Here is a 15,632-nt window from a genome sequence, read left to right on the forward strand (position 1 = left end):
GCCAGGTGGCCGAGCATGTGGCGCGGCTGAAAGAGGAACACGGCATCACCCCCGGCCTGGCGGTGGTGCTGGTGGGCGAGGACCCGGCGTCGCAAGTTTATGTGCGCTCCAAGGGCAAGCAGACCGTCGAGGTCGGCATGAACTCCTATGAGCACAAGCTGGAGGCGGACACCCCGGAAGCGGACCTGCTGGCGCTGATCGATCAGCTGAACAACGACCCGGCGGTCAACGGCATCCTGGTGCAGCTGCCGCTGCCGAAGCACATGAACGAAGAGCTGGTGATCAACTCGATCGCGCCGGAGAAGGACGTGGACGGCTTCCACATCTCCAACGTCGGCCTCCTGGGCACCGGCCAGAAATCGATGGTGCCCTGCACGCCGCTGGGCTGCCTGATGATGCTGCGCGACCACCACGGGTCGCTCTCGGGCATGGACGCAGTTGTGATCGGCCGCTCCAACATCGTCGGCAAGCCGATGGCGCAGCTTCTGCTGGGCGACAGCTGCACCGTGACCATCGCGCATTCGCGCACCAAGGACCTTCCGGAGGTGGTGCGCCGCGCCGACATCGTGGTTGCCGCGGTCGGGCGCCCGGAAATGGTGCCGGGCGACTGGATCAAGGAAGGCGCCACCGTCATCGACGTGGGCATCAACCGCATCGAGCGCGACGGCAAGAACGTGCTGGTGGGCGACGTCGACTTCGCCTCCGCCGCCGAGCGCGCCGGCGCCATCACCCCGGTGCCCGGCGGCGTCGGCCCGATGACCATCGCCTGCCTGCTGGCCAACACCGTCACCGCCTGCTGCCGGGCCCACAACCTGGCTGAGCCGGAAGGCCTCACCGCCTGAAGCGCGCCGCAGAACAGCAACGGCTGAAACTCACGCTCCCGCCGGACGCCTCCCCTCTCAGCGGCAAAGCCGCCTGACGGGCAGGGGGCGGGAGTATTTTTTAGAAAGATGAAAGAGGGCGGGGGATTGCCCGCGAGCGGGTGGAGCCCGGTTGGGAAAGGTGGAGGCGCAGGGCTAGAAGCCCAGATAAGCAATGCCGCCGAAGGTGACGGCAACGCTGACCCATTGCGCGCGGTTCATGCTTTCGCGCAGCACCGCCCAGGCCAGAACCACGGTGACCAGGCCGAACAGGGACGCGCTGACGGAGGCAAATTCAGGCCGGGGCAGGGTGCCTGAATACATCACCAGCCCCAGCGCAACTGCATCCAGTGCGCCCATCAGGCATAGCAGCGGCAGCACCTTGCGGTCCGGCATCTGAACTGCCCGGGCGATGAGCGCCAGGCTCAGCAGGATCAGGATGGCGGCGGCGCGGGTCACGATCAGCACCGGCAGTTCCGCGCCTGCCTGGGTGGCGGCCTGGCCGGTGGCAAATGTCACGGCAAATCCGATGGCGCCCGCCAGGCCCCAGGCCGCCGCCTGCAGGCTGACAGGGCTTCCGTCATCCTCTGTTGCAAGAACCGCGATGCAGCCGACCCCGCCAACCACGGCCGCGACGGCGAGCCAATGGCCCGGGTCAACCGCCTGGCCTTGCAGCATGGCCAGGCCAAGAGACAGCACAGGATAGGCACCGATCAGAGGTGCCACCAGCTTGACCGGCCCCAGTGCAAACGCCCGGTAGAGGGCATAGGAGGCAAGCGCAAAGATCGCCCCGGAAAGCCCTGCCAGCCGGGCTGCAGCAAGGGTCATTGCCTGCCAGTTGCCCAGGGTTGCTGCAGCTGCGGCAACCAGAATCGCCCCGGTGGCAAAGGCCACCAGCATGGCCGGAAGGATGCCGGTTCTTTGCGAAACAAACCGCACGCATAGGTCATGGATCCCCCAGGCAACAGCCGCGGCCAGACCAAGAAAGAGCGCGTGCATGGCGGTTAACCTTTCGTTTGCGGCATTCACCCCCAGGAAAATGCCGCATCCCGGGCATCTGCCGTTTTTCCGCAGAAAATCAACATGTTTGTTGATTAGGGTGGAGGAAAGCAATATTCTTTTCAATAAATAAATATTCCGGCTGGGCAATTTTTGGCCGGAGTCCAACAGGAGATGCGCGATGAATGACATGAGCTTCCCTGAGGTCGTCAAAGGGCCGCCGAAACCTTCCGGACTGTATCAGCCATCGGTGTTCTCTCTGCCCAAGGGAACCGAGCGTTATGTGGTTGAGGGCTGCGGCGCGATCCTGATCCGGGTGGAAACCGGCGACACGGTGACGGTGATCAACGACGAGGGCGGGCAGCCCTGCGAGATCATCGCGGCAGAGGACAAGGGGCGCATTGACGCCGGGATCATCGGCGCCGCGGCGAACAGCGATGCAGGCGGCCTTAAGGCGCTGCTGACATCCTCGGATCAGTCCCTGCGGGGGCTGCGGATGGGAATGGAGGCGCGCGGCATCGATCTGGCAAAGGGTGGTGCAGTCCGGTTCTTTGATGCGGCGACGCCTGCCAAGACGGAAGAGAGCTTTACCGCGCAGCGCGACGGCGTGGCGATCATCGCTGCACCCGGCGGCATCATGGATTTCGAACGCCAGGACACGGCAACGCCGCTGACCGTCATGGTCAAGCGTGCGGTGATCAAGCAGGTGGCGCGGTTTGAATTGCCGGATCCGCTGGCGGAACCGGTCAATGAGGTGCGGGTGCACAGCGCCACCGCGGAGAGCTACTTCGTGAAGGCGGGGGATTACATCCAGATCATTGATGTGGATGGCCGCCAGTGCACGGATTTCCAGTGCTTCGCCGCCCGCAAGCTGGACAAGGGTGTAGAGCATGCGCTGGATGTGACCACCACCCGGACGCTGATGGGCCATGCCTATCCGATGCCGGGGCTGCATGCGAAATACTATGATCAGGACATGCTGCCGCTGGTCGAAGTGGTGCAGGACACCGTGGGCCGGCATGATGCCTTTGCCTTGGCCTGCGCCGCGAAATACTACGATGACATCGGCTATCCCGGCCATGTGAATTGCTCGGACAACTTCAACGGCGCGCTTGCGGCCCATGGGGTGACGCCGCGGGCGGGCTGGATGGCGATCAACTTCTTCTTCAACACAGGGCTGGATGATCATGGCGTGATGTACGCTGACGAGCCATGGACCCGGCCCGGCGACTACGTGCTGTTGCGGGCCTTGACCGATCTGGTCTGTGTCAGCTCGGCCTGCCCGGATGACACCAGCGCCGCCAATGGCTGGAACCCCACCGACATTCACGTCCGCACTTACAGCGGCCAAGAGACCTTCAAGCGGGCAATTGCGTTCCGCGCGACCCCTGAATCGGAGCCCAAGATGACCAAGGAAACCGGTTTCCACGACCGCCTCAGCAAGATGACCCGCAACTTCATCGAGTATAACGGGTTCTGGCTGGCCAATTGCTATGCCGAGTCCGGACCGCTGGAGGAATACTGGGCCTGCCGCGAGAAATGCGTGGTGCTGGACCTGTCTGCCCTGCGCAAGTTCGAGATCACCGGACCGGATGCCGAGGCGCTGTGTCAGTATATCTTCACCCGCAACATCAAGAAGCTGGCGGTGGGGCAGGTGGTTTATACCGCGATGTGCTACCCGCATGGCGGCATGATCGACGACGGCACCGTGTTCCGTCTGGGCAAGGATAATTTCCGCTGGATCGGCGGCTCGGACTACGGCGGGGAATGGATCCGCGAGCAGGCGGAGAAGCTGGGCTTGAACGTGCTGATCCGCTCCTCGACCGACATGCAGCACAATATCGCGGTGCAGGGCCCCGAAAGCCGGGACCTGCTGAAGAAGATCATCTGGACAGCGCCGCATAACCCGACGCTAGAGGAGCTGGGCTGGTTCCGCTTCACCCCCGCACGCATCGGCGATGATCAGGGTGTGCCGGTGGTGGTGTCGCGGACCGGTTATACCGGCGAGCTGGGATATGAGATTTTCTGCCACCCGAAACATGCCAGCGAAGTCTTTGATGCGGTCTGGGGGGCCGGCAAGGCCCATGGCATCCACCCGATGGGGCTGGAGGCGCTGGATATGGTGCGGATCGAGGCCGGGCTGATCTTTGCAGGCTATGACTTCTCTGACCAGACAGACCCGTTTGAGGCCGGCATCGGCTTCACGGTGCCGCTGAAATCGAAAGAGGATGATTTCATTGGCCGCGACGCGCTGATCCGGCGCAAGACCACGCCTGCGCGCAAGCTGGTGGGGCTGGATATCGACTCGGCGATCGACGTAGGCCATGGCGACTGCGTCCATATTGGCCGGGCGCAAATCGGTGAGGTGACCTCGTCGATGCGCTCGCCGCTCCTGGGCAAGAACATTGCGCTGGCGCGGGTGGATGTGTCCTGCTCGGAGGTTGGGACAGAGGTGGAAATCGGCAAGCTTGACGGGCATCAGAAACGGCTGCCCGCCAGGATCGTGCCCTTTGCGCATTACGACCCCAAGAAGACCCGGCCTCAATCCTGAGGCCGGCCGTTCGGGGCAGGGAGGTTAAATGGTTCAGAAGCTGATAGAGCAGATCGGCGGCGAGGCGGTGCTGCGCACCCTGGTCGAGCGGTTCTACGACATTGTCGAGGAAACCGAGACCGGCGCCCAGATCGTCAAACTGCATAAGCGCGGGCATGGCATGGATCATGCCCGCATCGAGCAGTTCAATTTCCTGTCTGGGTTTATGGGCGGGCGCCGGTATTACGAGGAAAAGCACGGCCACATGGACGTGAAGCTGATGCATGCCCATGTGCCGATCACCGAGGAAGATGCCGAGAACTGGCTGAAATGCATGGATCAGGCGCTGGCGGAACTGAAGCTGGAAGGACCGCATGTGGAGCGGCTGCGCCAGGTGTTCCGGCGGGTGGCGCTGATGCTGGTGAACGATCTGGCCGAATGGGGCGAGAAGCGCGTGCCGGCTTAAACGCAATACCTGTGGCAGGTGCGGAAGCCTCCCCTATCGGCGGCAAAGCCGCCTGACGGGCAGCGGGGCGGGATATTTCCGGAAAGATGAAAAGCGGGAGCCGTCCGGTAGTTAGCCGGGCAGCCTCAGAAAGACCTGCACATCGGCCACGTTGGTGCCGGTGCCGCCGGTCACAAGGAGCGCGCCGGCGGCCTTGAGGGCCGCGTAGCTGTCGTTGTTGGCCAGCAGTGTGTCCGGGTCCTGACCGGCCGCCCTGATGGCCTCCCAGGTGGCGGGGGTGGCGATGCCGCCTGCGGCGTCGGTGGGGCCGTCGCGCCCGTCGGTGCCGCCGGAGAGGAACAGCCAGTCGCCGCTGAGCCGTTCGGCGCCCAGTTTGGCAACGCGCAGAGCCAGTTCCTGGTTGCGGCCGCCAAGGCCGGTGCCGCGGAGCTGCACCGTGGTTTCACCGCCGAAGATCAGCGCGACCGGCTTGTCCTTGGGGGCGGTTTCCGCTGCTTTTACAACTGCTTCGGCTGCCTCCGCCACATCGCCCACCAGACGGTGGGAGACCAGCTTCGGGCTCCAGTCCTCCGCGGCGGCGGCCATCATTGCCTTGAGGCTGTGGCGGTTGGAGCCGATCAGGGTGTTGGCGGCGGCGGGCGGGGCGGCTTGGGTTTCGTCAGCGGCGCTGAGGCAGGTTCTGACGGTCTGCGGCGCGCTGTCCCAGATGCCCGCGCGCTGGAGGATCTCCCGCGCTTGGGAACGGGTGCCGATCGGCGCCACGGTGGGGCCGGAGGCAATGGCGCGCAGGTCGTCGCCGATCACGTCCGACAGGATAAAGGCCTGCACCCGGGCTGGCGCGGCATGGCGCAGCAATCCGCCGCCCTTGGTGTCGGACAGCTGCTGGCGGATCAGGTTCATCTCGTTGATCTCAAGGCCCGAAGCGAGCAGCAGCTTGTTCACCGCGGCCTTGTCCGCCAGCGTCAGGCCGGGGGCGGGCGCCACCATCAGGGCAGAGCCGCCGCCGGAAATCAGCGCGATCAGCCGGTCATTGGGGCCAAGAGAGCGCGCCAGTTCAATGGCCGCCAGGCCTGCGGCGGCGCTGGTTTCATCCGGCACAGGATGGGCGCCGCAGATCACCGTGGCGCCGGGAATTTCCGTGTAATTCTCAGAGTTTGTGATTGCCAAGGCCTGCTTGGCATCCGGGATCAGCGCCAGTGCTTCGCGCATCATCGGGATGGCAGCCTTGCCGACGGCCAGCAGCACGTTCTTGCCGCCCTCGGGCAGCGGGGGAAGCGGGGAAGACGCCAGCTGGGCGCGCAGGGCCTTGGCCGGGTCTGCGCGGTCGACAGCGGCCTGGAACAAGGCCTTGGCGGTGGTCAGCAATCCGGTCATCTGCATCTCCCTGGCATAGCGGCGATCAGCCGCCCCGGCCAATGCCGGGACGGCGTAAGGTCTTGAAAGTGAACGGCGGCTTAGTTGCCGGCGATCTGCTTGGCCTTTTCCACCAGCACTTCTGCCTGACGGATCGAGGCATAGTCAATCAGGCGGCCGTCCAGCGATACCGCGCCTTTGCCGGCGGCTTCAGCTTCTGCCATCGCTTCCAGGATGCGGTGCGCCTTGGTGATTTCCGCGTCCGACGGCGACATCACCTCGTTGGCCAGTTCGATCTGGCTGGGGTGGATGGCCCACTTGCCCTCGCAGCCCAGCACAGCGGCGCGTTTTGCGGCGGCCTTGTAGCCTTCCTTGTCCTGGAAATCGCCGAACGGGCCGTCGATCGGGCGCAGGCCGTTGGCGCGCGCGGCAACCACCATGCGGGCCAGCGCATAGTGCCACATGTCGCCCCAGTGCACATCGCGCGAGCCGTCTGCGGCCGGGTCGGTCAGCACCGAGTAATCCGGGTTCACGCCGCCGATGATGGTGGTGCGGGCACGGGTCGAGGCGGCATAGTCGGCAACGCCGAAATGCAGCGATTCATTGCGCTTGGAGGCTGCGGCAATTTCACTCACGTTCTGCATGCCGAGCGCGGTCTCGATGATGTGCTCGAAGCCGATCCGCTTCTTGTAGCCTTTGGCGTCTTCGATCTGGGTGACCAGCATGTCGACGGCGTAAACATCGGCTGCGGTGCCCACCTTGGGGACCATGATCAGGTCAAGGCGTTCGCCAGCCTGTTCAACCACATCGACCACATCGCGGTACATGTAGTGGGTGTCGAGGCCGTTGATTCGCACCGACATGGATTTGTTGCCCCAATCGATCTCGTTCAGGGCCTTGATGATGTTCTTGCGGGCCTGGTCTTTCTCGTCCGGGGCAACCGCGTCTTCGAGATCCAGGAAGATCACGTCGACATCGGATTTTGCTGCTTTCTCAAACATTTGGGGCTGAGAGCCGGGGATTGCCAGCTCGCTGCGGTTCAGGCGGCCAGGGGCCTGTTCGACGGTATGAAACGACATGGGTGCGCTCCTCATTCGCAATGGGGTTTCGTCCTCTCCTCCTTAGGCATTCCTCATGAGGGTGTTTCCTGTCAAGAAAAAAGTTTTCATTTAAATACATTCGCGCGTGAGCGTGCCCGCGCGTCGCGCGCTCGCGTGCGTACGCGTGTGCGTACGCGCGTGCGAGGCGCTGCGCCTCGCACCAGGGTCATTCCTCCAGGCTGAAATCGCCTTTGGCGGCGCGGTTGGCGTAGTAGAACGCAATCGCCTGGGCGCGGTTTTTGACCGAGAGTTTTTCGTAGAGGTTCGACAAGTGGAATTTCACCGTGTTGGTCGAAATCCCCAGCTCCTTGCTGAGCTCCTTGTTGGTGAGCCCCTTGGACAGCGCCTCGAGCATGGTGCGCTCGCGGCGCGACAGCTGCTCGATCGGATCGGTCTGGAGGCCCCGGACGTCGAGGAAGGGAAACACCATCTTGCCCGCGGCCACCGCCAGGCAGGTGTCCAGCAGCCCGTCGACAGCGCTGGAACGGGGTGCAAAGCCGGCGGCGCCTGCGCTCATCGCCTTGCGCGGCACGTCGCCGCTGTCGTCGGCATAGACCACCAGCCGCGGCGCGTTGGCCTGATCGCGCAGCACCTCGATCAGCTTGGCGCCGCCAAGCGCGGGCAGGTTCCAGTCGATGATCCCGACCTGGACCGGCACCCGCATAACCGTTCCGAGGAAGCCTTCGGCGGTGGCGGAGGTGGCGACCAGCGAGAATCGCGGGTCCTTTTCGAAGATCTCGGACATGGCCGACAGCACCAGCGGATTTGCGTCAGCAAGCATGACCGATATCGGGGAAACTTTGTCGCTTATAGGAGCCATTTGGTGCCCTTTTGTTAAAAACTACCCAAACGGGTGGGGTCATTTTCGGTATACAACGGTATTTTTACCAGTTCGGGTAGGTTTTTTGCCACCCGTTTAGATACCCAAAAGCAGGATATAGGAATGTTGCGGGTTTTGTCGACCTGGGTTTTCCTAGCGTTAACAGATGTTGACCGACAGGAAACAAACCTTCCCACAGCGAAGAAGGCCCGTGTCCTCCGGCGCATCGGCAAACGAACACCAACAGAGGTTTGACCCGATGACAGAACCCACGATCTTCCCCGGCCTGGAAATCCCGGAGACCCTGGCCGCCGGCCCTGGCCCGGGCAATACCGACCCCCGCGTGCTGCAGGCCTTTGCCAACACCGGCCTGGCCGATCACATGCAGGCGGATGTGCTGCGCGGCATGATCGAGTGCAAGCAGATGCTGCGCGACCTGTGGGGCACCGCCAACACCTACACCTACGGCGTCGGCGGCACCGGCTTCTCGGGCCTGGACTGCATGCTGAACGCGATCCTGCCGGGTGACACCGTGGTTGCCTTCCAGAATGGCACCTTCTCCGGCATCGACGCAATGACCATCCGGATGAAGGCCGCCACCCGCGAGGAGTTGGCTGCCAATCCGATGAACCCGCAGCCGGCCTCCGTCACCGTGGTCGACGTGCCGCACGGCGAGTCGGTTTCCGGCAAGCTGGTGGAGCAGGTGCTGGCTGAGAAGAAGCCCAAGTGGGCGTTCATGGCGCATTGGGAAACCGGCTCGGGCCGCATCAACGACCTCAAGGGCTTTTCGGACGCATGCGTCAAGCACGGCGTGATGGGCCTGATCGATGCGGTGTCCTCGCTGGGCATCGAAGACTTCTCGATCGACGACTACCCGGGTGTTGCCGGCTGGGCTTCCTGTCCGCAAAAAGGCGTGCTTTGCCTGCCGCTTACTTACGCGCCGGTCTCTTTCACCGACCGGTACATCCAGACCGTGCGTGAGAACGGCTGCCATTCCTATGTCCACAACCCGATCCTGGAGGCCCGCCACTGGGGCATCGTGGACGGGCAGGACGTTGCCGCCGGCACCTACCACCGCACGCACTCGGGCTATGCGGTTGCCGCTTTCCACGAGGCGCTGCGCATCACCCTGCAGCATGGCCGTGCCCAGAAGGCCCGCGATTATGCGTTCCACGAGAAGGTGCTGCGCGACGCCGTGACCGCCATGGGCTGCGACGTGACCAGCAACATGACCAGCCTGGTGGTCCTGAATTTGCCTGGCGATCTGGCGGGGCGCGAAAAGGAGCTGGTGGGCAACTGCCGCGCCGTGGGCTTTGGCATCTGGCCGACTCTGTCGGAGCCGGTCCAGGTCCGCATCGGCATCCTGAACCAGATCACCCCGGCCGCGATCACCGACATCGTCAACCGTTTCGGCACGGCGATGAACGACATGGGTGCCCAGGTGAACATGGAAGAGATCAACGCGCTGCTCGACCGCCACTACAACGCCGCGGTTGCGGCCGAATAAGCCCGCTCCATAGGGAGGAAACCAATGGACATTCATGAATATCAGGCCAAGGAAGTTCTCAGCAACTTCGGCGTGACCGTCCCGCCGGGCGCGCTGGCCTACAGCCCCGAGCAGGCAGCCTACCGCGCGCGGGAACTGGGCGGCGACAAATGGATCGTCAAGGCCCAGGTTCACGCCGGCGGTCGCGGCAAGGCGGGCGGCGTCAAGCTGTGCAATTCGGAAGCCGAGATCTATGAGGCGACCGAGAACCTGTTCGGCAAGAAACTGGTGACTCACCAGACCGGCCCCGAGGGCAAAGGCATCTACCGTGTCTATGTCGAGGGCGCGGTGCCGATCGCCCGCGAGATCTACCTGGGTTTCGTGCTGGACCGGTCCAGCCAGCGGGTGATGATCGTTGCCTCGTCCGAGGGCGGTATGGAGATTGAGGAGATCTCAGCCGAGCGGCCCGAGTCGATCGTGCGGTCGACCGTTGAGCCGGCTGTCGGCCTGCAGGACTTCCAGGCGCGCGAGATCGCGTTCCAGCTGGGCATCGAACCGGCGCTGACGCAGCAGATGGTGCGCACGCTGAAGGGCTGCTACCAGGCGTTTTCCGAACTGGACGCCACCATGGTTGAGATCAACCCGCTGGTGGTCACTTCGGACAACCGGGTCATCGCGCTGGACGCCAAGATGACCTTTGACGACAATGCCCTGTTCCGCCACCCGCAGATCGCCGAGCTGCGCGACAAATCCCAGGAAGACCCGCGCGAAGCCCGCGCCGCCGACCGCGGCCTGTCCTATGTCGGCCTGGAAGGCAACATCGGCTGCATCGTGAACGGCGCAGGCCTAGCGATGGCGACCATGGACACCATCAAGCTGGCCGGCGGCGAGCCTGCCAACTTCCTGGACATCGGCGGCGGCGCAACCCCGGAACGGGTCGCCAAGGCGTTCCGCCTGGTGATGTCCGACAGCAATGTGCAGGCGGTTCTGGTCAACATCTTCGCCGGCATCAACCGCTGCGACTGGGTTGCCGAAGGCGTCGTGCAGGCGCTGAAGGAAGTGCAGGTCGACGTGCCCGTGGTGGTCCGCCTTGCCGGCACCAACGTGGAGGAAGGCCAGAAGATCCTGGCGCAAAGCGGCCTGCCGCTGATCCGCGCAACCTCGCTGATGGAAGCCGCTGAGCGGGCCGTCGGCGCCTGGAAAAACGACCTTGATCAAAACACCCGTGTGAGGGCCGTCAAATGAGCATCCTTCTTGATCGCGAAAGCCGTGTCATCGTCCAGGGCATCACCGGCAAGATCGCCCGGTTCCACACCAAGGACATGATCGAATACGGAACCAACGTCGTGGGCGGCGTGGTGCCGGGCAAGGGCGGCGAAACCGTCGAGGGCGTACCGGTCTTCAACACCGTGAAAGAAGCGGTTGAGGCCACCGGCGCCAATGCCTCGCTGGTGTTCGTGCCGCCGCCGTTTGCTGCCGACTCCATCATGGAAGCGGCGGATGCGGGCATCAACTACTGCGTCTGCATCACCGACGGCATCCCGGCCCAGGACATGATCCGGGTGAAGCGCTACATGTACCGCTACCCCAAGGACAAGCGGATGATCCTAACCGGCCCCAACTGCGCGGGCACCATCTCGCCGGGCAAGGCGCTGCTGGGCATCATGCCGGGCCACATCTACCTGCCGGGCACCGTGGGCATCATCGGCCGGTCCGGCACCCTGGGGTATGAGGCCGCGGCGCAGCTGAAAGAGTTGGGCCTGGGGGTTTCCACCTCGGTCGGCATCGGCGGCGACCCGATCAACGGCTCCTCCTTCAAGGACATCCTGGAGTGGTTCGAGAAGGATCCGGAGACCGAGGTCATCGCAATGATCGGTGAAATCGGCGGCCCGCAGGAAGCGGAAGCGGCGGATTACATCAAGAACCACGTAACCAAGCCGGTTGTGGCCTATGTCGCGGGTCTGACCGCACCCAAGGGGCGCACCATGGGCCACGCGGGCGCGATCATCTCGGCTTTCGGTGAATCCGCTTCCGAGAAGGTGGAAATCCTGTCGGCCGCGGGCGTGACCGTTGCCGAGAACCCCGCCGTGATCGGCGAAACCATCGCAAGCGTGATGAAAAAGAACGCCGCCTGATCCGGCAACGGAACAGGCGCAACGCTCCACCCTTGGCCCGGGGCAATGGCGGGGGTGGAGCGCATTAATAAAGCAAAAGCACAAGCACGTCAGGGAGATGACATCATGGCAAAGCCAAAGGTTCTGGTGACCCGCCGCTGGCCCGCCGCAGTGGAGGCGCAGCTTTCCGAGGCCTTCGATGCTGTGCTGAACACAAGTGACAAGCCGCTGAGCGAAGAGGACCTGCGCGATGCGCTGAAATCCTATGACGCAGTGCTGCCGACGGTAACTGACAAGATCTCGGCCAAGGCGTTCGACGTTGCCAAACCCCAGGCTCGGATCCTTGCCAACTACGGTGTCGGCTACTCCCACATTGATATGCATGGTGCAGCGGGCCACGGCATGACCGTGACCAACACCCCGGATGTGCTGAGCGAATGCACCGCTGACATCGCCATGACGCTGCTGCTGATGGTGGCCCGCCGTGCAAGCGAAGGCGAGCGCGAGCTGCGTGCCGGCGAATGGACCGGCTGGCGCCCGACCCATCTGGTCGGAACTAAGGTTTCCGGCAAGACGCTGGGCATCGTAGGCTTTGGCCGCATCGGCCAGGAGATGGCCCGCCGCGCCCACCACGGGTTCGGCATGAAGATCGTGGTGCAGAACCGCTCCCGCGTGTCCCCCGATATCCTGGCCCGCTACAACGCCATCCAGGCGGACAGCCTGGAAGAGCTGATGCCGCAGTGCGACTTTGTCTCGCTGCACTGCCCGGGCGGGCCTGCCAACCGGCATCTGATCAATACCCGGATGCTGAACCTGATGAAGCCGGATGCATTCCTTATCAATACCGCCCGCGGCGAGGTGATCGACGAGCTGGCCCTGTCCCGTGCCCTGTGGTTCGAAACCATCGGCGGCGCCGGGCTGGATGTGTTCGACGGCGAGCCGCGCATCAACCCCGACCTGATGGATTGCGACAACCTGGTGATGCTGCCGCACCTGGGCAGTGCCACCCGGGAGGCGCGCGAGGCGATGGGCTTCCGCGTGCTGGATAACCTGACCGATTTCTTTGCAGGGCGCGAGCCGCGCGACCGGGTGATGTGATGGGTGATCCTGCCGAAACAACCCATGCCGACTATGAAGACTCCGGCTATGCCGCCGGCCTGCGGTCCGAGCTGCACGCCCTGTGGCTGGATGTGCTGCGCCAGCGGGCGCCGGAGGTTGCCGCAAAGGCTGTCGCTGAGACAGCTTGGGACCTGTCGGACGGGCAGCCTGCGACCGCCTATATGCAGGCCTTCAACATCTGGTTTCAGCTGCTGAAGATTGTCGAGGAAAACGCCGCCATGCGCGACCGCCGCATGGCGGAAACGCAGGACGGCCCGGAAGTGGTCGAAGGCAGCTTTGCCCGCGCGCTGGATCTGGCCGGGGAACTGGCCACGCCGGAACGGCTGCAGGAGGTCGCCAGCCAGTTTTCCATCGGCCCGACCCTGACCGCGCATCCGACCGAGGCCAAGCGTGTCACCATCCTGGAAATCCACCGCCGTATCTACCGCGGGCTGGTGTCGCTGGAGGCCAAGCGCTGGACCCCGCGCGAGCGCGCTGATTTGCTGGCGGACCTGCGGTCGGAAATCGACCTGTTGTGGATGACGGGCGAGCTGCGCCGCGACCGGCCCAGCCTGCAGGATGAAATCCAATGGGGGCTGCAGTTCTTCCGCGACAGCCTGTACGAGGCGGTGCCGCAGCTGTTTGAGCGCTACATCGCAGCAGCCGGGCCGCGGCTGGGCGAAAGCGCTGATGCGCCCTGCCTCAAATTCCATTCCTGGATCGGCGGCGACCGCGACGGCAACCCGAATGTGACGGTGGAGGCCACGGCGGCAGCGCTGACCGCGAACCGCGCGGCAATTCTGAAACGCTATCAGAAGACGCTGACCACCGCGGCGGAGCGGATCTCGATTTCGGCGGCGGTGTTCGCCTTGCCGGACAGCGCCTCTGCCCGGCTGGCAAAGGTTATTGCCGCGGCGCCCGGTGCCGCGGCGCTGTCTGCCCGCAATCCGGGTGAAGTCTTCCGCCAGGCGCTGACCGCGATCCTGGCGCGGATCAAGGCCACCGCTGAGGAGGAAACCGGCGCCTATAAACACCTGGGTGACTTTGTTGCCGACCTGACAGAAGTGGAAGAGGCGCTTGAGGAAATCGGCGCGCACCGCCTGGCGGCCCGCTATGTGCGGCCGATCCGCTGGCAGGCCGATGTCTTTGGCTTCCGCACGGTGACGCTGGATATCCGCCAGAACTCCACCGTGACCACGGAAACGCTGACCGAAATCTGGGCGCGGTCCGGCGAAGTGCCGGAGTTCGGCAGCCCGGAATGGTCCACGCGTCTGCGCAAGGAGCTGGGCAGCGCCTCGCTTCCTTATATGACACCGGATGAGCTGAGCCCGCAAAGCGGCGAACTGCTGAAGCTGCTGCGGCTGATGCGCGATGCCGGTGCAGGAGAAGATCCGCAGGCGATGGGGCCGTTCATCCTGTCGATGACCCGTTCCACCGATGACCTGCTGGGGGTCTACTTGCTGGCGCGCTATGCCGGCTTCGGGGCTGAGAAGGCCGCGCTCAAGGTGGTGCCGCTGTTTGAAACCATCGGCGACCTGCGTGCGGCCCCCGGTATCCTTGACGGGTTGCTGGACGTGCCTTTTGCCCGCCGCTCTCTGAAATCCGGCGACAACCGGATCGAGGTGATGCTGGGCTATTCCGACAGCAACAAGGACGGCGGCTTCCTCTGCTCCACCTGGGAGCTGGAAAAGGCGCAGCGCCTGATCACCCGCACCCTGAAGGCGCACCGGATGAAGCCGGTGTTCTTCCACGGACGCGGCGGCTCGGTCTCCCGCGGCGGGGCACCTGCGGAGCGCGCCATTGCCGCGCAGCCCGCAGGCACCATCGCGGGCCGGATGCGGATCACCGAACAGGGCGAGGTCGTCAGTTCGAAATACGCCAACCGCGGCACCGCCCTGCATCAGTTGGAGCTGATGGCGTCCTCGGTGCTGCGCCACTCGCTGCAAGAAGACACGCCGCCTGTAAATCCGGAATTCGATGACGCGTTCGAAGCGCTCGCGGGGATGTCACAGGCGGCCTATTCCAACCTGCTAAACGCACAGGGTTTCCTGGATTATTTCCAGCAGGCCAGCCCGGTGGAAGAACTGGCCATGCTCAAGATCGGTTCACGCCCGGCCCGGCGTTTCGGGGCTGGGTCATTGGATGACCTGCGCGCGATCCCCTGGGTCTTTGCCTGGTCGCAGAACCGCCACATGATCACCGGCTGGTACGGATTCGGCTCGGCGGTTGCCAGCTTCCGCAAGTTCCGCGGCGCGCGCGGCGATGCGGTGCTGCAGGACATGTTCGCGGGTTCGCCGCTGTTCCGCCTGGTGGTGGACGAGGTCGAAAAGACCCTGCTGCAAAGCGACATGGAGATCGCCGCCGACTACGCAACGCTGGTGCAGGACGCTGAAATCCGGGAGCGCATCTTTGGCTCCATCCGCAAGGAGTATCAGCTTGCCTGCGAGGCAATCCTGTTCCTGACCGGAGACAGCAGCCTGGCGGTGCGCTTTCCGCGGCTGCGCGCCCGCTTCACCCGTGTGGAAAACATGCTGCGTGAAATTCACGAGACGCAGGTGCGGCTCCTGCGGGAAAATCGCGCCGAAAAGCCTTCAACAGTGCCGGTCCCGCTGATGCAGTCGATGAACTGCGTTGCTGCTGGGCTTGGCTGGACAGGATAGACAGGAGCCCCGAATGTCCAAAGACCTCTTTTTCACCCAAACCCTCGCCGAGCGCGATCCTGAGCTTTATGCCTCGATCACCGCGGAACTGGGCCGCCAGCGCGACGAGATCGAGCTGATCGCCTCGGAGAACATCGTCTCCGCCG

At 64.1% G+C, this 15,632-nt stretch carries 12 protein-coding genes and 1 pseudogene; 9 read left to right on the top strand and 4 right to left on the bottom strand.

Going from position 1 to position 15,632, the window contains the following annotated elements; all coding sequences use genetic code 11:
* Positions 1-842 (top strand): bifunctional methylenetetrahydrofolate dehydrogenase/methenyltetrahydrofolate cyclohydrolase FolD (gene folD, locus KUW17_RS22865; RefSeq protein WP_222482607.1); only part of this gene is annotated, 842 nt, incomplete at its 5' end.
* Positions 843-1,016: 174 nt separating this feature from the next.
* Here folD and KUW17_RS22870 read toward each other — a convergent pair.
* The gene (locus tag KUW17_RS22870; RefSeq protein ID WP_222482608.1) at positions 1,017-1,859 is read right to left on the bottom strand and encodes a DMT family transporter; all 843 of its coding nucleotides are present in this window, start codon (positions 1,857-1,859) and stop codon (positions 1,017-1,019) included.
* A gap of 181 nt (positions 1,860-2,040) precedes the next feature.
* Between KUW17_RS22870 and tdm the strand changes: the two genes are divergently transcribed.
* Together tdm and KUW17_RS22880 are read left to right on the top strand one after the other, a co-directional pair.
* Positions 2,041-4,410 carry a trimethylamine-oxide aldolase Tdm gene (gene tdm / locus KUW17_RS22875; protein ID WP_222482609.1) on the top strand — a complete coding sequence of 790 codons (2,370 nt, stop codon included), beginning with the start codon at positions 2,041-2,043 and terminating at the stop codon, positions 4,408-4,410.
* 28 nt (positions 4,411-4,438) lie between these two features.
* Positions 4,439-4,855, top strand: a complete 417-nt coding sequence (locus tag KUW17_RS22880) for a group II truncated hemoglobin (protein ID WP_222482610.1) — start codon at positions 4,439-4,441, stop codon at positions 4,853-4,855.
* Between the two features lie 111 nt (positions 4,856-4,966).
* Here the strand turns inward: KUW17_RS22880 and KUW17_RS22885 are convergent, their stop codons facing one another.
* From KUW17_RS22885 to KUW17_RS22895, 3 genes are all read right to left on the bottom strand, one after another.
* Complete coding sequence (locus KUW17_RS22885) at positions 4,967-6,229, bottom strand: glycerate kinase (protein ID WP_222482611.1); 1,263 nt, start codon at positions 6,227-6,229, stop codon at positions 4,967-4,969.
* An 80-nt stretch (positions 6,230-6,309) separates the two neighbouring features.
* Positions 6,310-7,287, bottom strand: a complete 978-nt coding sequence (locus tag KUW17_RS22890; protein WP_174149629.1) for an HpcH/HpaI aldolase/citrate lyase family protein — start codon at positions 7,285-7,287, stop codon at positions 6,310-6,312.
* 187 nt (positions 7,288-7,474) lie between these two features.
* Positions 7,475-8,089, bottom strand: a complete 615-nt coding sequence (locus KUW17_RS22895) for a response regulator transcription factor (RefSeq protein ID WP_222482612.1) — start codon at positions 8,087-8,089, stop codon at positions 7,475-7,477.
* Between the two features lie 298 nt (positions 8,090-8,387).
* Between KUW17_RS22895 and KUW17_RS22900 the strand changes: the two genes are divergently transcribed.
* From KUW17_RS22900 to glyA, 6 genes and pseudogenes are all read left to right on the top strand, one after another.
* Positions 8,388-9,635, top strand: a complete 1,248-nt coding sequence (locus KUW17_RS22900; RefSeq protein WP_222482613.1) for an aminotransferase — start codon at positions 8,388-8,390, stop codon at positions 9,633-9,635.
* 24 nt (positions 9,636-9,659) lie between these two features.
* Positions 9,660-10,859, top strand: a complete 1,200-nt coding sequence (locus KUW17_RS22905) for a malate--CoA ligase subunit beta (RefSeq protein ID WP_222482614.1) — start codon at positions 9,660-9,662, stop codon at positions 10,857-10,859.
* Entirely contained in the window at positions 10,856-11,749 is an 894-nt protein-coding gene (sucD, locus tag KUW17_RS22910) for a succinate--CoA ligase subunit alpha (protein ID WP_019296923.1), read from the top strand. Before KUW17_RS22905 ends, sucD begins: the two co-directional genes overlap by 4 nt.
* A gap of 105 nt (positions 11,750-11,854) precedes the next feature.
* On the top strand, positions 11,855-12,826 hold the full coding sequence (locus KUW17_RS22915; RefSeq protein WP_222482615.1) for a 2-hydroxyacid dehydrogenase: 972 nt from the start codon (positions 11,855-11,857) through the stop codon (positions 12,824-12,826).
* Positions 12,826-15,486, top strand: a complete 2,661-nt coding sequence (locus tag KUW17_RS22920) for a phosphoenolpyruvate carboxylase (protein ID WP_222482616.1) — start codon at positions 12,826-12,828, stop codon at positions 15,484-15,486. Before KUW17_RS22915 ends, KUW17_RS22920 begins: the two co-directional genes overlap by 1 nt.
* A 13-nt stretch (positions 15,487-15,499) precedes the next feature.
* Positions 15,500-15,632: pseudogene (gene glyA / locus KUW17_RS22925) on the top strand (serine hydroxymethyltransferase); the annotation flags it as partial.

It is taken from the genome of Leisingera aquaemixtae, assembly GCF_019801145.1.
GTDB lineage: Bacteria > Pseudomonadota > Alphaproteobacteria > Rhodobacterales > Rhodobacteraceae > Leisingera > Leisingera aquaemixtae_A.